General features: G+C 68.3%; 17 protein-coding genes. 15 read left to right on the top strand and 2 right to left on the bottom strand.

The genetic code is table 11. The features are described 5' to 3' along the window. Positions 1-380 precede the first annotated feature (380 nt). The 4 genes from ACFWP5_RS22990 to ACFWP5_RS22975 all read left to right on the top strand — a co-directional run bounded on the left by ACFWP5_RS22990 (position 381) and on the right by ACFWP5_RS22975 (position 6,077). Complete coding sequence (locus ACFWP5_RS22990; RefSeq protein ID WP_384159504.1) at positions 381-791, top strand: hypothetical protein; 411 nt, start codon at positions 381-383, stop codon at positions 789-791. After that, positions 788-2,944 (top strand): tetratricopeptide repeat protein, encoded by a 2,157-nt coding sequence (locus ACFWP5_RS22985; RefSeq protein WP_384159501.1) that lies wholly within the window; start codon positions 788-790, stop codon positions 2,942-2,944. The genes ACFWP5_RS22990 and ACFWP5_RS22985 overlap by 4 nt, the downstream gene beginning before the upstream one ends. 443 nt (positions 2,945-3,387) lie before the next feature. Continuing rightward, entirely contained in the window at positions 3,388-4,779 is a 1,392-nt protein-coding gene (locus tag ACFWP5_RS22980) for a nitrate/nitrite transporter (protein ID WP_384159497.1), read from the top strand. A gap of 137 nt (positions 4,780-4,916) precedes the next feature. Continuing rightward, complete coding sequence (locus ACFWP5_RS22975; RefSeq protein ID WP_384159494.1) at positions 4,917-6,077, top strand: uroporphyrinogen-III synthase; 1,161 nt, start codon at positions 4,917-4,919, stop codon at positions 6,075-6,077. Between the two features lie 725 nt (positions 6,078-6,802). Here the strand turns inward: ACFWP5_RS22975 and ACFWP5_RS22970 are convergent. Next, complete coding sequence (locus ACFWP5_RS22970; RefSeq protein WP_384159491.1) at positions 6,803-7,297, bottom strand: DUF1772 domain-containing protein; 495 nt, start codon at positions 7,295-7,297, stop codon at positions 6,803-6,805. 247 nt (positions 7,298-7,544) lie between these two features. On the opposite strand from ACFWP5_RS22970, the gene ACFWP5_RS22965 reads away from it, so the two are divergent. From ACFWP5_RS22965 to ACFWP5_RS22940, 6 genes are all read left to right on the top strand, one after another. Further along, on the top strand, positions 7,545-8,138 hold the full coding sequence (locus tag ACFWP5_RS22965) for a CGNR zinc finger domain-containing protein (protein WP_384159488.1): 594 nt from the start codon (positions 7,545-7,547) through the stop codon (positions 8,136-8,138). A gap of 329 nt (positions 8,139-8,467) precedes the next feature. Next, positions 8,468-8,989, top strand: a complete 522-nt coding sequence (locus tag ACFWP5_RS22960) for a sigma-70 family RNA polymerase sigma factor (protein WP_019056398.1) — start codon at positions 8,468-8,470, stop codon at positions 8,987-8,989. A gap of 38 nt (positions 8,990-9,027) precedes the next feature. Then, on the top strand, positions 9,028-9,789 hold the full coding sequence (locus ACFWP5_RS22955) for an anti-sigma factor family protein (protein ID WP_384159486.1): 762 nt from the start codon (positions 9,028-9,030) through the stop codon (positions 9,787-9,789). Between the two features lie 162 nt (positions 9,790-9,951). Further along, positions 9,952-12,264, top strand: a complete 2,313-nt coding sequence (locus ACFWP5_RS22950) for a HelD family protein (protein ID WP_384159483.1) — start codon at positions 9,952-9,954, stop codon at positions 12,262-12,264. Between the two features lie 363 nt (positions 12,265-12,627). Continuing rightward, a complete protein-coding gene (locus tag ACFWP5_RS22945) occupies positions 12,628-14,055 on the top strand; it encodes an NAD-dependent malic enzyme (protein WP_384159480.1) in 1,428 nt (475 codons plus the stop codon). A 416-nt stretch (positions 14,056-14,471) separates the two neighbouring features. Continuing rightward, positions 14,472-14,753 carry an HU family DNA-binding protein gene (locus ACFWP5_RS22940; RefSeq protein ID WP_019056394.1) on the top strand — a complete coding sequence of 94 codons (282 nt, stop codon included), beginning with the start codon at positions 14,472-14,474 and terminating at the stop codon, positions 14,751-14,753. Between the two features lie 179 nt (positions 14,754-14,932). On the opposite strand, the gene murA is transcribed toward ACFWP5_RS22940, so the two are convergent. Further along, complete coding sequence (murA, locus tag ACFWP5_RS22935) at positions 14,933-16,279, bottom strand: UDP-N-acetylglucosamine 1-carboxyvinyltransferase (protein ID WP_043679363.1); 1,347 nt, start codon at positions 16,277-16,279, stop codon at positions 14,933-14,935. 253 nt (positions 16,280-16,532) lie between these two features. On the opposite strand from murA, the gene ACFWP5_RS22930 reads away from it, so the two are divergent. The 5 genes from ACFWP5_RS22930 (at position 16,533) to ACFWP5_RS22910 (ending at position 20,823) form a co-directional block, all read left to right on the top strand. Beyond that, a complete protein-coding gene (locus ACFWP5_RS22930; RefSeq protein WP_384159477.1) occupies positions 16,533-17,108 on the top strand; it encodes a YqgE/AlgH family protein in 576 nt (191 codons plus the stop codon). 29 nt (positions 17,109-17,137) lie between these two features. Further along, positions 17,138-17,428 carry a DUF3039 domain-containing protein gene (locus ACFWP5_RS22925; RefSeq protein WP_363101406.1) on the top strand — a complete coding sequence of 97 codons (291 nt, stop codon included), beginning with the start codon at positions 17,138-17,140 and terminating at the stop codon, positions 17,426-17,428. Between the two features lie 243 nt (positions 17,429-17,671). Further along, positions 17,672-18,976 carry an extracellular solute-binding protein gene (locus ACFWP5_RS22920; protein ID WP_384159473.1) on the top strand — a complete coding sequence of 435 codons (1,305 nt, stop codon included), beginning with the start codon at positions 17,672-17,674 and terminating at the stop codon, positions 18,974-18,976. A 60-nt stretch (positions 18,977-19,036) separates the two neighbouring features. Further along, on the top strand, positions 19,037-19,963 hold the full coding sequence (locus tag ACFWP5_RS22915; RefSeq protein ID WP_384159470.1) for a carbohydrate ABC transporter permease: 927 nt from the start codon (positions 19,037-19,039) through the stop codon (positions 19,961-19,963). Continuing rightward, positions 19,960-20,823, top strand: coding sequence for a carbohydrate ABC transporter permease (locus ACFWP5_RS22910; RefSeq protein ID WP_384159467.1), 864 nt, complete (start codon positions 19,960-19,962; stop codon positions 20,821-20,823). Before ACFWP5_RS22915 ends, ACFWP5_RS22910 begins: the two co-directional genes overlap by 4 nt.

Below are 20,823 nucleotides of genomic sequence, written 5' to 3'. Positions count from 1 at the left end.
CACGTTTGCACGCGCGTCCGGCAGCCCGGGAATCCGCAGTAGTTGGAGCAACAGATCTCGCGTCAAGGACGCCCTGGCTTCTTTGGCGAGGTCAGTCAGTGGGGAATGTGACACTTCAGCGCCGAGTGTCACGCTCCCGCGCCGAGGCGTCCTGATGTCCGCTCCTCTTGTGTCTCCTCAACTTCGAGGAGCTCTGTTGACGTGGTTCGATCGAGCCCGCGCGCTCCCGCCCCCTTCGACAGGCCGCCCGGCGACCGATTATCCGCCCACCGCACCGGATGTCGGCGTTGGATGGGGTGCCAAATGGGAAAGCTGCCAGGGAGTTTGCAACTGGCCATAAGGTAAAGGGAATTGTCGGGTACGGACCCGTTGGGGGAGCTGTGGAGCCAGAGATTGCCGCGCTCGCGAGTACGGCGGGAACGACCATCGTCACCTTGATGGCCACGGACGCATGGCAACGCACGCGCGAGGGCATCACATCTCTTTGGCGTCGTGTTCACCCAGCGCGCGTTGAGGCCGTGGCCGCAGAACTGGATGCCGCCCACGAGGACCTGCTTGCTGCGCGCACAACCGGAGACCCGGATACTGAGCGGGAACTGGTGGCCGAGTGGCAGGGCCGTATCCGACGTCTGCTCACAGCTTGCCCTGAGGTAGCCGAGGACCTGCGGACCCTTCTGGACGAGCTGGACACACGTACGACGACAGTCCCGGTAGTGGTGCAGCAGGCCACCGCGTCAGGCAACTCCAGGATCTATCAGGCCGGACGTGACCAGCACGTCATCGAGCGATGAGCGACGCGATGGATGGTCGCGCCGATGGGCATGGCCGTGTGTACCAGGCGTCTGGTGACCAGCACATCATCGAGCACCACCACCACGGCGATGCAAGTCCTGCAGCGTGGGCCAGCACCGAATCAGTACGTCAACCGACAGGTGGTCGCGCGCCAGTGGTACTCCGCGACCGTACCGAGCTGATGGAGCGCCTTCGGGCCGCAGTAGCGTCCGACGCCTTCCATCAGATCTACGTGCTTCACGGCATGGGCGGCTGCGGCAAGACGGCGGTTGCGCGCGCAGTGTTCCAGTTTGCCTCGACCGAAGGCAGCCGGGTCGGCCTGTGGGTCAATGCGGCCGACCGCACCACGCTGCGCAGCGGAATGCTCGCCGTCGCCGCCGACCGAGGAGCGACGGAGGGCGAGTTGCTTGCCGCACGAAACGGATTGCGGGCTTCCGCTGATCTGGTGTGGGAGCGGCTCGACCGATCCGCGGAACCCTGGCTGCTGGTGCTGGACAACGCCGACGACCCCGCGAGCTTGCGGGACGGCAGTTGGCTCCGCACCAGCCCACGTGGGACCGTCCTGGTCACCACCCGTCAAGCAGCCCCCCGCTGGTGGCCACATGCTGAGTTGCACCACGTCGGTGTGCTGCCGCGTGATGCTGCCGCCCAGGTGCTGTACGACCTTGCGCCAGAAACAGGCACGATGGACGAGGCCGCCGAGATCGCAGACCGCCTGGGACGGCTGCCCTTGGCGCTCACTCTTGCGGGCGGCTTCCTCTCCCACCAGGTGATCGACCCGTGGACGATGACGAGGTACGGCAGTCACCTTGCCGGTCACGAGCCCGTCGACCTCATCGACCGGGGGGCCAACGCGCTGACCGACAGTGGTTCCAGGCATCTCGTCAGCCAAACCTGGCAGTTGTCCCTCGAAGCGCTAGCCGCTCAGGGGTTCCCCGAGTCGACCGTGTTGCTCCGGCTGATGGCCTGCTACGGCGCTGATCCGCTGCCGCTCACTCTCTTGAACAGCCCGGAGCTCAACGACGTACTCCCGCGCTCACGGGCGGAAACCGCGCTGCGGGGACTGCTGGACCAGTCCCTCACCACATTGGTCGATGTCGGCGTGCGATGTGTACAGACCCACGGCGTGCTGCTCGCCAGCGTGGCGGTCGGTACACCACACGGGCAGGCCACCAAGTCCGCACGCACGGCCGCTCGGTTGCTTGATGCCGGCGTCCCCGCCATCCCCGAGCCAGGCCCACAGGACCTGCGGCTGCGTTTGCTTTCGCCCCACGTGCTTGCCTTGCTTCGGCATGCCACGGATGTGTCCGTGGTGACTGAGGCCCTCGACGTTGCTGTACGGCTGGCCATCGCTCTTCACCGCACCGGCGATTACCTGTCCGCCTGGGAGTTGGCCTCCGACGCGGCGGCCGTCGCTCAACCAGTGCTCGGCGCGGAGCACCGGCTGGTTCTGTCCTCGTACGCACGAGCCGGCCGGGCGCTTTTTCGCCTCGGCCGGTATGAGGAGTCCGAGGCACTCCACCGCCGCGTGCTCTTAGACCGCGAGCGACTCTTCGGACCCGACGACCCCGACACCTTGGACAGTTATGAGGGGACCAGCGATCCACTGTTCGAGTTGAGCCGCGTGTCGGAGGGCCTGGCGCTTCTCCGGCACGCCGCTATGGGCCGGCAGCGGGTACTCGGGCCTACGCACCCACTCACCCTGGGGGCGAGAGCTCTCCTGCTCTCGCGCGTGCCCCCCTCCGAGCTCGCTGCGGAGGTCGATAGCACGGCGCTGCCGCTTCCCCAGGAATGCGCCCTGGAGCTGGGGCCTGACCACACGGTCACCCTGCAAGCACGGCTCAACTATGCCAACGCACTGAACAGGCTGGGCCGGTTCGAGGCGGCCATCGAAGACGCTCGCTTGGTCGTCGAGGAATACCAGCGGCGTTACGGCCCGGACTTTCCGATGACACTCTCGGCCCAGACGTTGTACGCGTCGATCAGGGCAGCACTCGGTGACGTGAACTTGGCAGTCGAGTTGATGGCAACCGTAGTGGACACCCGTGAACGGATCCTCGGTGCTCAACATCCATTCACGGCATTCAGCCGGAGGCGCTTGGACGAATTCCGCGCAAAGGCTGACCATCAGTCGCCCGATGGTCAGCCTTGACAGTCGTACGAGCCTCGGACACCGGCAAGATCCTCTCCGAGACCCGGTCTCTCCCCCCCCCAGAAGGCCCTGAAGCGCCTCTGGGGGGAGCCCGAACTCGTCATCGGAGGACGGGTGTACACGCTCGCAGGGCGGGAGAAGTCGTACGTCGCCGAGGTCGTCGTACATCACTGCCGGGTCGAGGTTCGTACTCGCGTGGGACCCGGACGGCGCCGCCAATGATCCGGGACGGTTGCGTGCTGTGGGCGTCGGGCCGACGGCTGTGGCCCTGAGGACCTGACCGCCACCTCACCGCGCCCCACCCCCGCCCGTGAGAGCAACGTTCCCTTCCGGTCACTCACAGCCACAGCGTCGAAACGCGCCCTCCCTACCTTCGGGACGTATCACCGCTCGTTACCCCGTCGTAGGGGCACCCCCGAGCCCCGGAGCACCGTGGAGGCGTCATGACAGCCCCAGTCCCAGCCCCCGCCCCAGTCCCAACTCCCGCCCCCGGCAAGTGGATCGAGCACTGGGACCCGGAGGACGAGACCTTCTGGCGGGAGACCGGTGAGAAGGTCGCCCGGCGCAATCTCGTCTTCTCCGTGCTCTCCGAGCACATCGGCTTCTCGATCTGGACCCTGTGGTCCGTGCTGGTGCTCTTCATGGGCCCGGAGTACGGGCTGACCCCGGCGGACAAGTTCCTGCTGACGTCGATGGTCACGCTCGTCGGCGCGGTCGTCCGGGTGCCGTACACCTTCGCGGTCGCGATCTTCGGTGGACGGAACTGGACGATCGTCTCCGCGAGCCTCCTCCTCATCCCCACGATCGCCGCGTTCGCCGTGATGAAGCCGGGGACGTCCTTCGACACCTTCCTCTGGATCGGCCTGCTGGCCGGTATCGGCGGCGGCAACTTCGCCTCCTCCATGACCAACATCAACGCCTTCTTCCCGTTGAAGAAGAAGGGGTGGGCCCTTGGGCTCAATGCCGGGGGCGGCAACATCGGTGTCCCGGTCATCCAGCTCGTCGCCCTCGCGATCATCGGGGCCAGTGGCGGGCCGCGCGTGCTGCTCGGGATCTACATCCCGCTCATCCTCGTCGCCGCCGTCCTCGCCGCCCTCTTCATGGACAACCTCACCTCCGTGAAGAACGACACCGGCGCCGCCAAGGACGCCGCGCGGGACTGGCACACCTGGATCATGGCGTTCCTGTACATCGGCACGTTCGGGTCGTTCATCGGGTACGCGTTCGCGTTCGGGCAGGTGCTTCAGGTCCAGTTCGGCCGTACGCCGTTGCAGGCCGCGTATCTCACCTTCATCGGCCCGCTGCTCGGCTCGCTCATCCGTCCCGTCGGCGGGTGGCTCGCCGACCGTTACGGCGGCGCGCGGATCACCCTGTGGAACTTCGTCGCCATGGCCGCCGCGACCGCCATCCTGGTCGTCGCCAGCATGCAGAAGTCGCTGCCGCTGTTCGTCACCGTGTTCATCGTGCTGTTCGTGCTCAGCGGGCTCGGCAACGGGTCGACGTACAAGATGATCCCCGGCATCTTCCAGACCAAGGCCCTCGCGAAGGGACTCGAAGGGGATGAGGCCGCCGCTTACGGTCGGCGGCTCTCCGGGGCCTCCATGGGGCTCATCGGGGCCGTCGGCGCGCTCGGCGGGGTCGGCATCAACCTCGCCTTCCGGCAGTCCTTCCTCTCCTCCGGCTCCGGGACCGGCGCGTTCGTCGCCTTCCTCGTCTTCTACGGCCTCTGCTTCGGGGTCACCTGGGCCGTATACCTTCGCCGCCCGACCGCCCAGGCTCAGGCCAAGGCTTCCGCATCGGAGGCGAAGTCGCAGCTCAGCTATGCCGAGGTGTGACGTAACACCGGCGACATAAAGCCGAACCGAGCCTGTCACGCGCCGTTGACAGGCTCGTTCGGCATGTAGGCGCCGCACCATTGGATGTACGACCAGTACGTACCACTGCATGTACGACGACGTTCGGGACGAGAGCCATGCACGAGGAACAGCAGCTACCGGATCGCACGCAACACGGTCCCCTCTCCGGGTTCACCGTGGGCGTCACCGCCGCGCGCCGCGCCGACGAGCTGGGGGCACTGCTCCAGCGGCGCGGTGCGGTGGTCGTGCACGCGCCCGCGCTGCGCATCGTGCCCCTCGCCGACGACAGCGAACTGCTCGCCGCGACCAAGGAGTTGATCGACCAGGCGCCCGACGTGGTGGTGGCCACGACCGCGATCGGGTTCCGGGGATGGATCGAGGCCGCCGACGGGTGGGGGCTCGGGGAGGCGCTCCTCGAACGGTTGGGCGGGGTGGAGCTGCTCGCCCGCGGGCCCAAGGTCAAAGGGGCGGTGCGCGCCGCCGGGCTGACCGAGGAGTGGTCGCCGTCCTCCGAGTCCATGGCCGAGGTGCTCGACCGGCTCCTGGAGGAGGGCGTCGAGGGGCGCCGGGTCGCCATCCAGCTGCATGGCGAACCGTTGCCCGGGTTCGTGGAGTCGCTGCGGGCCGGGGGAGCGGATGTCGTCGTCGTTCCCGTGTACCGGTGGATGCCGCCCGAGGACATCGCCCCGCTGGACCGGCTCCTCGACGCCACGGTCTCGCGCGGCCTGGACGCGCTGACGTTCACCAGCGCACCGGCCGCCGCGTCGCTGCTGTCCCGCGCCGAGACCCGGGGTCTGCTGCCCGAACTCCTCGCCGCCCTGCACCACGACGTCCTCCCGGCCTGCGTCGGTCCCGTCACCGCGCTCCCGCTCCAGAACCACGGCATCGGCACGGTCCAGCCCGAGCGTTTCCGGCTCGGCCCGCTCGTCCAGCTCCTCTGCCAGGAACTCCCCGGCCGCGCCCGCGTGCTGCCCGTCGCCGGCCACCGCGTGGAGATCCGCGGCCACGCGGTCCTGGTCGACGGCGCGCTACGACCCGTCCCGCCGGCCGGGATGTCATTGCTCAGGGCCCTGTCCCGCCGCCCGGGTTGGGTCGTGGCCCGTGCGGAACTCCTGCGGGCGCTGCCGGGTGCCGGGCGGGACGAGCATGCCGTAGAGACGGCAATGGCCCGCCTCCGTACGGCACTTGGGGCACCGAAGCTGATTCAGACGGTGGTGAAGCGGGGGTACCGGCTGGCGCTGGACCCGGCGGCCGACACGAAGTACTCCGTAGGGTGAGCGGGAGTTGGTGCGGGGCGCTGGTGCGAGCGTCCCTGGGGGCTCCGCCCCCAGCCCCCCCCCATCGGCCCTGAAGGGGCCTCGTCCTCAAACGCCGGACGGGCTGAATTTCGCCGCCCTGCACCAAGAAGCGACCCTCCACGGGCTGGATGGCGCCGTCCTGCACCGAGAGACCACCCGGCGCTGAATATTGCCGCCCTGCACCAAGAAGCAAGCCCCCACGAGCTGAGCCGGATGATGCCGGCCCGCACCGAGAAGCGAGCCTCCGCAGGCTGGATGGCGCTGCCCTGCACCGAGAGACCACCCGGCGCTGAAGGTGCCGCTCTGCATCACGAGCCCGCCCTGCGCTGAAAGGCCCCGGCCTACGCCAGAAGCAAGCCCTCACCGGCTGGATTGATACCGGCCTGCACCAAGAAGCCAACCTCCACGGGCTGGATGGCGCCGTCCTGCACCGAGAGACCACCCGGCGCTGAAGGCGTCAGCCTGCGTCAAGAGGCCCAGCTGACCCGGTGCTGAAGGTGCCGGCCTGCGCCAAGAGCCCCCAGCGCTGACGGCGCCAGCCTGCGTCAAGAGGCCCAGCTGACCCGGTGCTGAAGGTGCCCCCCTGCATCAACAGCCCGCCCTGCGCTCGCTGAAGCCGCCGCCCTGCACTAGAAGTTCCCCTGCGCTGAAGCCCCCCCGCCCTGCACTAGAAGTTCCCCTGCGCTGAAGCCCCCCGCCCTGCACTAAGAAGTCCCCTTGCGCTGAAAGCTGCCGTACAGCACCAGTGCCCGCGCCAAACACCCCACCCCCACCGTCGACAACACCGCCCGTACCACGTTCCACCCCACCCACGCGCTCTCGAAGCGATCTCGCGCCACCCCCACATCCCCCGTATCCGCCAACCCATTGTTCAGCGGAATATTGAAGGCAACCGTCACCAGGAACGCCAGCGCATGCGCCCCCAGCCCCGCCCACACCCACCCCCGATACGGCCTCCCGCGTGCCTGCCACGCGGACACGCCGGCCAGCAGCAACGCCCCCATGAAGCTGAGGAAGAACACCGGGTTCTGGATCACGTCGTTGATGTTCCGCATGACCTCGACGAACACCCGGTCGTCGCTGCGCGCAAGCGCCGGCATGATCGCGCACGCGAACACGTAGAAGACCCCGGCGATCAACCCCATCGCGACCGTGGCCGCACCCAGTACCCAACCCGTGCCAGTCCTGTTCTCTGTCATGCCTCCAGTCAACGGACGAGCCGCCCCACCGAACATCGCCGAGACGCGCGACCGCATACGCGACCGTCCACGCGCGCCCCGCACAAGGGGTTACGGCCACGCGAGCGGGCAGGCACTGTAGAGAGAACGGTTTCCCGCGCCCCGACCTCTCCCCACCTCTCCCCACCTCTCCTCTCCCATCCCATCCCCTCCCCACTCCCACCGACCGACCCGACGACCGGGGTAATCCCAAGGCGGTGACAGGCACATGGCACTGGGTTCGACCATGGCCCCGTACGAGCTGCGTTTCGACGCCGGGCGGATCTGTCTGGATCTCCTCGCCACCACGCACCCCGAGGAACGGCTCGACGCGCCGGAGCCGTTGTGCGCGTGGATCGTCCGATCAGGGCTCGTCCCCGCGGCCACCCCGCTCGCGCACGTCGACTCCGCCTGGCTCGTCGGCTTCCGTGAACTGCGCGGGCAGATCGGGCAGTTGGTCCGCAGAAGCACCGGTTCCGACACCCGCCCCTACGACCTCGCCCTCGCCCGCGTCAACGACCTCGCCCGCGCCGCACCCCCCGCACCCCGTGCCGTACGCGATGAAGACGGCGCCCTGGTGCGGCAGTTGGACGGGCCCCCGGGGTGTGACGCGCTGCTCGCGGTGATCGCAAGGGATGCTGTGGAGCTGCTCACCGATCCGGTTGCGCGGGCCTCGCTCAGAGAGTGCGAGGGGGACAACTGCCCGATCGTTTATCTGGATACGTCCCGGGGGCGGCGACGGCGCTGGTGCTCCAGTGAGGTCTGCGGGAATCGCGAAAGAGTGGCCCGGCATCGACGGCGCGCGGCGCTCGCCCGAGCCTGAGAATCCCTTATGCGGCTTCTGTGAGGTGACGGGACGTCAATTGTCGAAGTGATTTCGACAACAGTGCGTTTCACTCCGGCGCGGCACGGGCAGCTCGCGTGATCTTGCTTGTGTGGTGGAAATGTAAAGATCGTACGGTGGGAATGTGCACTCATGTCCCCCTCGTCACGTCACTACACAGAAAAATGTCGCCTCCCTCTGAACACTCGACCGCCCGCCCGCGTACCTCTCCATGAGCGACCGACTGGGGGAACCCCCGGACACCGGAGGTGGGCGTGCGCAAGGATTCCGTCGTGGCCAATGAACACGCACCGAGGGCCCGACATCGCATGTCCCAGTCCTCGGAACCTGATGAGGAGCTGATGCGTGCCCTGTACCGAGAGCACGCCGGACCCTTGCTCGCCTATGTGTTGCGGCTCGTCGCCGGGGACCGGCAGCGTGCCGAGGACGTGGTGCAGGAGACGCTCATCCGGGCCTGGAAGAACGCCGGCCAGCTCAATCGAGCGACCGGATCGGTACGACCCTGGCTGGTGACGGTCGCACGGCGCATCGTCATCGACGGTCACCGCAGCCGGCAGGCCCGGCCGCAGGAGGTGGACCCGTCGCCGCTGGAGGTCATCCCCGCGGAGGACGAGATCGACAAGGCGTTGTGGCTGATGACACTGTCGGACGCGCTGGACGACCTGACCCCGGCCCACCGGGAGGTGCTCGTCGAGACGTACTTCAAGGGGCGTACCGTCAATGAGGCGGCCGAGACGCTTGGCATCCCCAGTGGCACGGTGCGCTCAAGGGTGTTCTACGCCCTTCGATCGATGAAGCTTGCTCTGGAGGAGCGGGGGGTGACGGCATGAGCATTTACGGGGGATACGGAACGGGTAGTCCTGGTTCCATGCAGGGATCTCAGGGCTCGAACGAACACGAGACCGTCGGCGCCTACGCCCTCGGGATTCTCGACGACACCGAAGCAACCGCTTTCGAGGCCCATCTCGCCACCTGTGAATGGTGCGCCCAGCAGCTCGACGAGCTGGCCGGGATGGAACCGATGCTGGCGGCGCTCGCGGATCTGCCGGGCTCCGGCACCCCCGCGATCGGCGAGTCCCTGTCCGCGAAGCCCAGTCCCCGACTGGTGGAGCGGCTGGTCGACGACGTCGGTGACCGTCGGGCCCTGAAGCGTCGGCGCAGTTTCTACATGATCGCCGCCGCGGCGGCCCTGATCATCGCGGGACCGCTGGCCGTCATCGCCGTCAACGGCGGCAACGACTCGGGCGGCAGGGGAAACGTGGCCGTGTCCACCGCGAAGACCACCTTCGACACTTTGTCCGACAAGGTCTCCGCGACGGACAAGACCACCAAGGTCAGCGCGACCGTGGCGATGTCCAAGAAGGACTGGGGCACCCTCGGGGTCGTCGAGCTCAAGAACGTCAAGGGCCCGCTGAAGTGCTCCCTGATCGCCGTCGGCAAGAACGGCGAACGCGAGACGATGAGCTCCTGGTCGGTCCCGGCCTGGGGTTACGGCATCGCGAACGCCACGAAGGCGGAGGCCAAGAGCCCGCTCTACGCCCAGGGCGGAGCGGCTCTCACGCCGAACGAGATCGACCACTTCGAGGTCATGACCTTCGACGGCAAGAAGCTCGTGGCAGTGGACGCGTAAGCACGTAGCAACTGATCAAGTTTGGTCAGTGGGGTCCGGAACGCGGCAGGTGCGCGTGCCGGGCCCCGCGTCTTTGTCAAGATCCACTCGGCAGGCCCCTCGCTACGGAGGCTTTCTTTCGCGTACGGTTGACGGCTGCCCAGCACGTCAGAAGGGGGCCCGGTGGCCGCACAGGCTCAACAGGAGACCGCGCTCGACACGGTGTCCGACAAATCCGCCCAGGATTCGCTACGGGACCGGGAGATCAGCGTCGAACAGGCACACCTGGACCGGGTGTACCGACGTCTTGAGGAGAAGATCCACGAGGCAGAGTTCCTCATGAACGACGCGGCCAAGCGCGGCCAGGTCGGCACGCCCGGCGCGCTCGCCGAACGGGACGCACAGGTGTTCCGCGCCGGTATCCACCTCAACCGGCTCAACAACGAGTTCGAGGACTTTCTTTTCGGGCGGATCGACCTCCTGCTCGGAAAAGACGGCAAGAAGGGACCCGACGGCGCCTACACCGCCGTGGAACCGGCCGAAGGCGCGGTGCGGGACGACCGGACCGCCGATATCGCCGAGACCCTGCACATCGGGCGGATCGGGGTCCTGGACTCCGAGTACGCGCCGCTGGTGATCGACTGGCGGGCGCCCGCCGCGGCGCCCTTCTACCGGTCGACCCCGGTCGATCCGGGGCGGGTCGTACGGCGGCGGGTCATCCGCTCCAAGGGGCGGCGGGTGCTCGGGGTCGAGGACGACCTGATGCGGCCGGAGTTGACCGCCTTCCTCGACGGCGAGCAACTGGCCGTCATCGGCGACGGCGCCCTGATGGCCGCGCTCGGCCAGGCCCGCAGCCACACCATGCGCGACATCGTGGCGTCGATCCAGGCCGAGCAGGACCTGGTGATCCGCGCCCCCGCCGCCTCGGTGACCTACGTCGAGGGCGGCCCGGGGACCGGCAAGACGGCCGTCGCCCTGCACCGCGCCGCCTACCTGCTCTACCAGGACCGGCGCCGGTACGCGGGCGGCATCCTCATCGTCTCGCCGACCCCGCTGCTGGTGGCGTACACCGAGGGCGTCCTGCCGTCCCTCGGCGAGGAGGGCCAGGTCGCCATCCGGGCCATCGGCTCGCTCGTCGACGGCGCCGAGGCCACCCTGTACGACTCCCCGGCCGTGGCCCGCGCCAAGGGCTCGTACCGCATGCTCGGCGTGCTGCGGAAGGCCGCGCGAGGGGCCCTGGAGCGGAGCGAAGCGCCGACCCGGCTCAGAGTGGTGGCGTTCGGCCGTCGTCTCGAACTGGAGGCCGCCGACCTGGAGCGCGTCCGGCAGAGCGCGCTCAGCGGTACGGCCCCGGTCAACATGCTGCGCCCGCGCGCCCGAAAGCTCCTCCTGGACGCCCTGTGGGAGCGCTCCGGTTCGGCCGGCCGGCACACGGACCCCGAACTGGCCGCCGAACTGCGCTCGTCCTTCGACGAGGACATCGCGAGCGAGGACGACTTCATCGCGTTCCTCGACGCCTGGTGGCCCGAACTCACCCCGCGCGCCGTCCTGCGGTCGATGTCCGACGAACGGAAGCTCGGCCGCTGGGCCCGGCGCATCCTCAACCCCGGCGAGGTCCGCAGGGTCGCCCGCGCACTGAAGCGGGACGGCCTCTCGGTCCACGACGTGGCGATCCTCGACGAACTCCAGGCGATCCTCGGCACCCCGGCCCGCCCCCGCAAGCGGCGCGACCTGGACCCGCTGGACCACCTCACCGGCCTCGAAGAGCTGATGCCGACGCGCGAGGAGTCGCAGCGCGAACGGGCCGAGCGGCTCGCCCAGGAGCGCACCGAGTACGCGCACGTCATCGTCGACGAGGCCCAGGACCTCACCCCGATGCAGTGGCGCATGGTCGGTCGCCGCGGCCGGCACGCCACCTGGACGGTCGTAGGAGATCCGGCCCAGTCGTCCTGGTCCGACCCCGACGAGGCCGCCGAGGCCCGCGACGAGGCCCTCGGGTCCCGCCCCCGGCGCCGCTTCACCCTCACGGTCAACTACCGCAACCCGGCCGAGATCGCCGAACTGGCGGCGAAGGTCCTGGCCCTGGCCATGCCCGGCTCCGAGTCCCCGTCCGCGGTCCGCTCGACCGGAGTGAAGCCGCACTTCGCCGTCGTACGGAACTCCCTGTCCGAGTCCGTCCGCGCGGAGGCCGCCCGGCTGCTCGACCGGGTCGACGGCACCGTCGGCGTGGTCGTCGCCATGAACCGCCGCGAGGAGGCCCGCCGTTGGCTCACCGGCCTCGGCGACCGGGTCGTCGCCCTCGGCAGCCTGGAGGCCAAGGGCCTGGAGTACGACGCGACGGTCGTCGTCTCGCCGGCGGAGATCGCCGACGAGTCGCCCGCCGGCCTCCGCGTCCTGTACGTCGCCCTCACCCGCGCGACCCAGCAGCTGACGGTCGTCTCGGCGGAGCGGGACGAGCCGGACGCGAACGGGGTGCCCGATCTGCTCAGGGACTGAGGGGACTGGTCAAGGCTCTGATCGCGGGTCTGATCGAGAGTCTGATCGAGGGGTGGTTTTCATGAACTCTCGGGATGGGAATGGTCTTACGGGATCTGTTTGTTAGCCTGGATGTGACACCGGCCCGATCCAAGCCCCCGGGCCCAACCTTCGTCGCTTAGAGCGACCACTTGCCGCGAGGCGAGCATGGCGGGTCGGTGTCATTGCTTGTCAGAGAGGCCCCCGTCACGGGAAAAGTGACGGGGGCCTCTTTTTCTCGCGAACAAAACGTTCGCAATCGGGGGCGGCTAACGCCTACCCGACAGTAGGTGCGACCATCGGAACGCGTACTCAGCTCAACGGTGAAAGCAGAGGAAGTCGGCCATGGCTACGGCGCCCAGCGTCTCCTACTCGATCACGGTCCGTCTGGAGGTGCCCGCCAGCGGAACGGCGGTCTCCCAGATCACCACGGCCGTGGAGTCCCACGGAGGCTCGGTGACCGGCCTCGACGTGACCGCTTCCGGCCACGAGAAGCTCCGGATCGACGTCACCATCGCGGCGTCCTCGACGGCCCACGCCGACGAGATCGTCCAGCAGCTGCGCGGCATCGAGGGCGTCACACTGGGCAAGGTCTCGGACCGTACGTTCCTCATGCACCTCGGCGGCAAGATCGAGATGCAGTCCAAGCACCCGATCCGCAACCGTGACGACCTCTCCATGATCTACACCCCGGGTGTCGCCCGCGTGTGCATGGCGATCGCGGAGAACCCCGAGGACGCGCGCCGCCTCACCATCAAGCGCAACTCCGTCGCGGTCGTGACGGACGGCTCGGCCGTGCTGGGCCTCGGCAACATCGGTCCCATGGCCGCGCTGCCGGTCATGGAGGGCAAGGCGGCCCTGTTCAAGCGGTTCGCCGGCATCGACGCCTGGCCGCTGTGCCTGGACACCCAGGACACCGACGAGATCGTCGCGATCGTCAAGGCGATCGCCCCGGGCTTCGCCGGCATCAACCTGGAGGACATCTCCGCGCCGCGCTGCTTCGAGATCGAGGCCCGGCTGCGCGAGGCCCTCGACATCCCCGTCTTCCACGACGACCAGCACGGCACCGCGATCGTGGTCCTCGCCGCGCTGACGAACGCGCTGCGGGTCGCGGGCAAGGGCATCGGTGACATCCGGGTCGTCATGTCCGGGGCGGGCGCGGCCGGTACGGCCATCCTCAAGCTGCTGCTCGCCGCCGGCCTCAAGAACGCGGTCGTCGCCGACATCCACGGTGTCGTGCACGCCGACCGCGAGGACCTCGTGGACGCCAAGGCCGACTCGCCGCTGCGCTGGATCGCGGACAACACCAACCCCGAGGGCCTGACGGGCACGCTGAAGGAGGCCGTGCGCGGCGCCGACGTCTTCGTGGGCGTCTCCGCCCCGAACGTCCTCGACGGCGACGACGTGGCCGCGATGGCCGAGGGCGCCATCGTGTTCGCGCTCGCGAACCCCGACCCCGAGGTCGACCCGGCGATCGCCCGTCAGACGGCGGCGGTTGTCGCCACGGGCCGCTCGGACTTCCCGAACCAGATCAACAACGTGCTGGTCTTCCCGGGTGTCTTCCGCGGTCTGCTGGACGCGCAGTCCCGCACCGTCAACACCGAGATGATGCTCGCCGCCGCGACCGCACTCGCGAACGTGGTGACCGAGGACGAGCTGAACGCGAACTACATCATCCCCAGCGTCTTCAACGACAAGGTCGCCGGCGCGGTCGCGGGCGCGGTGCGCGACGCGGCCAAGGCGGCCGGAGCAGCGGCGCCCCCCGCGTCGTAGACCCGTCCTGGTCCCCCGATCGGGGTGTGTGCGGTGGCTGTGAGGATCGCCACGGCCGTGCGTACATCGGCGCGTCGCGGAACCCGGGGCCTTCGGCGGCCGTTTATCGTGGCGGCCAGGTTTCGGGCCTTCCAGGCCCGGCCCTCGCCGCCGGGAGCAGACGGAGCGTCACCACGCTGATGCAGTGGCGCTCTTCGTGTGACTCCCACGGGTGTTCTCGCGACTCCTACGGGTGCCGGATTGGCTTTCCCGCCGCAGGTAGGGGCAGGATGCGTCTTCGGGCGCGAGGGTCTGGACGACGGACCCGGGTCCGGGGACTCACCGAGGACCCTGGCAGCATCGGCAGCACCGTGCCCGATATGCGGCTCCGCCGCGTGGCACGCCTCAAACGGCAAGAAGAACACGGGAGTAACAACATGAACCGCAGTGAGCTGGTGGCCGCGCTGGCCGACCGTGCCGAGGTGACCCGCAAGGACGCCGACGCCGTTCTGGCCGCGTTCGCCGAGACCGTCGGCGAGATCGTCTCCAAGGGTGACGAGAAGGTCACCATCCCCGGCTTCCTGACCTTCGAGCGCACCCACCGTGCCGCTCGTACCGCGCGCAACCCGCAGACCGGCGACCCGATCAACATCCCCGCCGGTTACAGCGTCAAGGTGTCCGCGGGCAGCAAGCTCAAGGAAGCCGCCAAGGGTAAGTAGTCCTTCGCGTACGCGACGGGATTGCGTACGAGGCTCAAGTAACGCGAATGGGGCGGCCACCCGGTCAGGGTTATTTAGTCGGCCGGTACCGCCCGGGGTGTGTGTCCGGGGCTAACGTAACGCTTATGGGCCGGCCACCGGGTCCGGGGGCCCGCCCCATCGTCGTACGTTACGGCTGCTTATCCGAGCGCCTTGCCCGGCAACTCCACCTTCGCGCCGAGCTCCACGAGCTTCTCCATGAAGTTCTCGTAGCCGCGGTTGATGAGGTCGATGCCGTGGACGCGGGACGTGCCCTGGGCCGCCAGCGCGGCGATGAGGTACGAGAAGCCGCCGCGGAGGTCGGGGATGACCAGGTCGGCGCCCTGGAGGCGGGTCGGGCCCGAGACGACCGCCGAGTGGAGGAAGTTGCGCTGGCCGAAGCGGCAGTGGGAGCCGCCGAGGCACTCGCGGTAGAGCTGGATGTGCGCGCCCATCTGGTTGAGCGCGGAGGTGAAGCCGAGCCGGGACTCGTAGACCGTCTCGTGGACGATGGAGAGGCCGGTCGCCTGCGTGAGGGCGACGACCAGCGGCTGCTGCCAGTCCGTCTGGAAGCCCGGGTGCACGTCCGTTTCGAGCGCGATGGACTTCAACTGGCCGCCGGGGTGCCAGAAGCGGATGCCCTCGTCGTCGATCGCGAAGGCACCGCCCACCTTCCGGTAGGTGTTGAGGAACGTCATCATCGAGCGCTGCTGCGCGCCCCGGACGTAGATGTTGCCCTCGGTGGCCAGCGCCGCGGACGCCCAGGACGCGGCCTCCAGACGGTCCGGGAGGGCCGCGTGGGTGTAGCCGCCGAGCGAGTCCACACCGGTGATGCGGATCGTGCGGTCGGTGTCCATGGCGATGATCGCGCCCATCTTCTGCAGTACGCAGATGAGGTCCTCGATCTCCGGTTCCACGGCCGCGTTGGCGAGTTCGGTGACGCCCTCCGCCAACACCGCGGTCAGCAGCACCTGCTCGGTGGCGCCCACGGACGGGTACGGCAGCTGGATCTTCGTGCCGCGCAGCCGCTGCGGGGCTTCCAGGTACTGGCCGTCCGCCCGCTTCTCGATCTTCGCGCCGAACTGCCGCAGCACCTCGAAGTGGAAGTCGATCGGCCGGCCGCCGATGTCACAGCCGCCGAGCCCCGGGATGAACGCGTGTCCGAGCCGGTGAAGGAGCGGACCGCAGAACAGGATCGGGATGCGCGACGAGCCCGCGTGGGCGTCGATGTCGGCGACGTTGGCGCTCTCCACGTGCGACGGATCGAGCACCAGCTCGCCCGGCTCCTCACCCGGACGGACCGTCACCCCGTGCAGTTGCAGCAGTCCGCGTACGACACGAACGTCACGGATGTCCGGAACGTTGCGCAGTCGACTTGGCTCACTGCCCAGCAGGGCGGCGACCATGGCCTTGGGTACGAGGTTCTTCGCACCACGGACACGGATCTCGCCCTCGAGCGGGGTTCCGCCGTGGACAAGCAGTACGTCGTCTGAGCCGTTGACGGTCATGAATCTCGCGTTCCGTGGAGTTGGGCAGGGGCCGAAGACGTAAGCGTAATGGCCGCCCACCCCCCTCCTGTAAGCCCAAGGAGCACCCAGCTACGTCATAGCTGTGTCACAACACGAACCGTTCCCAATCGGGCACATGGGGTCACGGGGGCGTCGTGTGCGCCGGGGACGCCTCTGTCCGCCCTGAGCTGCATTCACTCCCGAACCCCCATTGCCTCCCCCATCCGCGGGAAGATGCGGGATCATGTCAGGCATGACCGAGGTGTCCTCGCTCACAGGGCGGTTGCTCGTGGCAACACCCGCCCTGGCGGACCCGAACTTCGACCGCGCGGTGGTGCTCCTTCTCGACCACGACGAGGAGGGCTCCCTCGGTGTCGTCCTCAACCGCCCGACTCCTGTGGACGTCGGCGACATCCTGGAGGGCTGGGCGGATCTCGCCGGCGAGCCGGGAGTCGTCTTCCAGGGCGGCCCGGTCCAGCTGGACTCGGCCCTCGGCGTCGCCGTCATCCCGGGCGGCGCGTCGTCCAGTGAGCGTGCCCCGCTCGGCTGGCGGCGCGTGCACGGCGCGATCGGACTCGTCGACCTGGAGGCCCCGCCGGAGCTGCTGGCCTCGGCCCTCGGCTCGCTGCGGATCTTCGCCGGGTACGCGGGCTGGGGGCCCGGGCAACTGGAGGACGAACTGGTGGAGGGCGCCTGGTACGTCGTCGAGTCGGAGCCCGGTGACGTGTCCTCGCCGTCCCCGGAGAGACTCTGGCGCGAGGTGCTGCGCCGCCAGCGCAGCGAACTGGCGATGGTGGCGACGTATCCGGACGACCCTTCGCTGAACTGATGCCGGTGAGCTTCAGTACCCTTGGCCGTATGAGCACTCTTGAGCCCGAGCGCGGGACTGGTACGGGGACCCTCGTAGAGCCGACGCCCCAGGTGTCGCACGGCGACGGGGACCATGAGCGCTTCGCCCATTACGTCCAGAAGGACAAGATCATGGCGAGCGCCCTCGACGGCACTCCTGTGGTGGCGTTGTGCGGCAAGGTCTGGGTGCCCGGGCGCGACCCGAAGAAGTACCCGGTGTGTCCCATGTGCAAGGAGATCTACGAGTCCATGGGCTCGGGCGGCGACGGCGACAAGGGCAAGGGCGGCGACGGCAAGTAGACGGCCGGTCCGTCCGCTGGCAGTCCGATTCGTCTGACCTTCTGGCCGTCTGACTTCGTGAGGCCCTCGGGGCGCGGTTTCGCGCGCCCCGAGGGCCTTTCGCGTGTTTCGGCGGGCTTTCGTGTGTCACGAAGTGGTTGAGACCTCTTGTCGGCGCGTTCATCTACTCCTTAATCTCCGTGGTGTTGTGCAGAGCGAAACGCCCATTGCATATGTTGCAACGCACGCCCGGAGGAACGCTCCATGAAGCTCGCCCCCAGATTCGCCGTACTCGTGGCGGCCGCCGCTGTCGTCGCCGGCTGCGCGCCCCAGACCTCCGACAACTCGTCGTCGGACAAGGACGACCAGAGCGGCACCCTGCGGGTGTGGCTCTTCCAGGAGGTCGGCAACGACCCGAAGGCGAAGGTCGTCGACTCCGTGGTCACCGCCTTCGAGAAGGCGCACAAGGACACCAAGGTCGACGTCGAGTACATCCCGATCGACACCCGCGCCCAGCGCGTCAAGGCCGCCTTCAACGACCCGAAGTCCGCGCCCGACGTCATGGAGTACGGCAACACCGACACGGCCGGCTATGTGAAGGACGGCGGACTCCTCGACGTCACCAAGGACTTCGGCGCCTGGAGCGAGGCCAAGGACACCGACCCCACCGCGAAGCAGTCCGTCACGGTCGACGGCAAGATGTACGGCTCCCCGTTCTACGTCGGCGTCCGCGCCCTGTACTACCGCACCGACGTCTTCAAGGACCTGGGCCTCCAACCCCCCAAGACCATGGCCGAGTTGGCCGCCACCGCCCGCAAGATCCACAAGGCGAAGTCCGACCTCTACGGCCTCGTCGTCGGCGGTGCCTACACCTACGGCGCGATGCCCTTCGTCTGGGCCAACGGCGGCGAACTCGCCACGGCCAAGGGGGGTTCGGGGGGCTCGTACACCTCCGCGATCGACAGCGCCGCCGCGCAGAAGGGCATCAAGGCGTACACCTCGCTCTTCACGAGCGACAACTGTCCCGCCGCCAAGTGCGCGGTGATGGGCGGCAACGACACGATCACCGCGTTCGCGGCCGGCAAGGCGGGGATGGCGATCGGCGGCGACTTCAGCCACAGCGCGGTCGAGGCGGGCAAGGTCAAGGGCAAGTACGCGGTCGTGCCGTTGCCGGGTGTCGCGTCCGGGTCGGTTGCCCCCGCGTTCGCCGGGGGCAACAACATCGGTGTCCTGAAGAGCACTTCGCACCGCACGCTCGCGGTGGACCTGATGGAGCAGCTCACCTCGAAGACGACGCAGGCTTCGATGTTCGACGCGATGGGGTTCCTGCCGACGTTCACCGACGTCCGGGATGCGGCTGCGGCGAAGGTGCCGTTCGAGAAGCCGTTCGTGCAGACGTTGGCTGCGGGGACGAAGTTCGTTCCCGCGTCGCCCGGTTGGTCGGAGATCGACTCGTCGTTGGTGTTGCCGACGATGCTGCAGGAGGTCATCAGCGGCAAGAAGGACGTGGCGGCGGCTTCCAAGGACGCGGCGAAGAAGATGAACGACGCGTTCAGCTCCGCGGGTTGAGCGGTGGCGCCCAATAGCTCGGTTGGTGCGGATCGTTCGCGGGTGCGGGGGCGTCGTGGCTTGCCGCGCCCACGCGGCGGTAGCCGCAAATCAAACACAGCCCCGCGCCCCTGGCGGAGTTCGGGTGTGCCTTGGTTGTATCTCGCCCCGGCTCTCGTGGTCCTTGGGGGGTTGCTGGTCTACCCCATTTATCAGCTTGGGTTGATCTCGTTCTTTCAGTACACGCAGGCCCAGGTCAGTGGTGGGGAGCCGACGACCTTCAAGGGGTTCGGGAACTACGCGGAGTTGTTCTCGGACAGCCAGTTCTGGCAGGTGCTGCTGTCGACCGTGTTGTTCGCGGGGGCGTGTGTGGTGTCGACGCTGGCTGTCGGGTGTGCGCTTGCCGTGTTGCTCACGCGCGTGCGGGCCTTGCCGCGGCTTGTGTTGATGCTGGCCGCGTTGGGGGCGTGGGCTACGCCGGCGGTCACCGGGTCGACGGTGTGGTTGTTGCTCTTCGACCCTGACTTCGGGCCGGTGAACCGCATCCTCGGCCTCGGGGACCACTCCTGGACGTACGGGCGGCTGAGCGCGTTCTTCCTCGTGCTGCTCGAAGTGGTGTGGTGCTCCTTCCCGTTCGTGATGGTGACGGTCTACGCCGGCATCCGCGCCGTACCCTCCGAGGTCCTGGAGGCCGCCGCCCTGGACGGCGCCTCGCAGTGGCGGATCTGGCGGTCCATCCTCACGCCGATGCTCCGGCCGATCCTGACCGTCGTCACCATCCAGTCCGTCATCTGGGACTTCAAGGTCTTCACCCAGATCTACGTCATGACCAACGGCGGCGGCATCGCGGGCCAGAACCTCGTCCTGAACGTGTACGCCTACCAACAGGCGTTCGCGTCCTCGAAGTACAGCCTCGGCTCGGCGATCGGCGTCGTCATGCTGCTGATGCTGCTCGCCGTCACGCTGGTCTATCTGCGCCTGCTGCGCAGGCAGGGGGAGGAGCTGTGAGTCTGCTTCGCGGTCTTGGCGGCTTTATACGACGGCCCCGGCGGCCCTGGCGGCTCGCTGCCGAGGCCTCGGCGCTGCTGATCGCGGTCGTCGTCGCCTTCCCCCTCTATTGGATGGTGCTCAGCGCGTTCAAACCGGCCGGTGAGATCGAGTCGAGCGAGCCTCGGCCGTGGACGCTCGCGCCCTCTCTGGACTCGTTCCGGCGCGTGTTCGGGCAGCAGGAATTCGGCCGTTACTTCGTCAACAGCCTTGTCGTGGCGTGCTCGGTGGTCATCGTCTCGGCGCTGATCGCCTTTCTCGCCGCGACAGCGGTGACGCGATTCCGGTTCCGCTTCCGGACCACCCTCCTGATCATGTTCCTGGTGGCCCAGATGGTGCCCGTGGAAGCGCTGACGATCCCCCTGTTCTTCACCATGCGGGGGCTCGGGCTGCTGAACACCCTGGGGTCTCTGATCCTGCCCCAGATCGCGTTCTCGCTGCCGTTCGCGATCTGGATGCTGCGGGGGTTCGTGAAAGCCGTACCGGACGCGCTGGAGGAGGCCGCGTACATCGACGGGGCGAGCCGGACGCGATTCCTGTGGCAGATCCTTTTCCCGCTCGTCTTCCCGGGGCTGGTGGCCACGAGCGTGTTTTCCTTCATCTCGGCCTGGAACGACTTCCTGTTCGCCAAGTCCTTCATCATCAGCGACACTTCCCAGTCGACCCTGCCGATGGCCCTCCTTGTCTTCTACAAGCCGGACGACCCGGACTGGGGCGGGGTCATGGCGGCCTCCACGGTGATGACGATTCCGGTGCTGGTGTTCTTCGTACTCGTACAGCGACGTCTGGTCTCGGGGCTGGGCGGAGCGGTTAAGGACTGA

This window comes from Streptomyces sp. NPDC058469 (assembly GCF_042721125.1).
Classification (GTDB): Bacteria; Actinomycetota; Actinomycetes; order Streptomycetales; family Streptomycetaceae; genus Streptomyces.
Note: the sequence above shows the minus strand (reverse complement) of the source record. Positions and strands in the feature narration are given on the sequence as shown.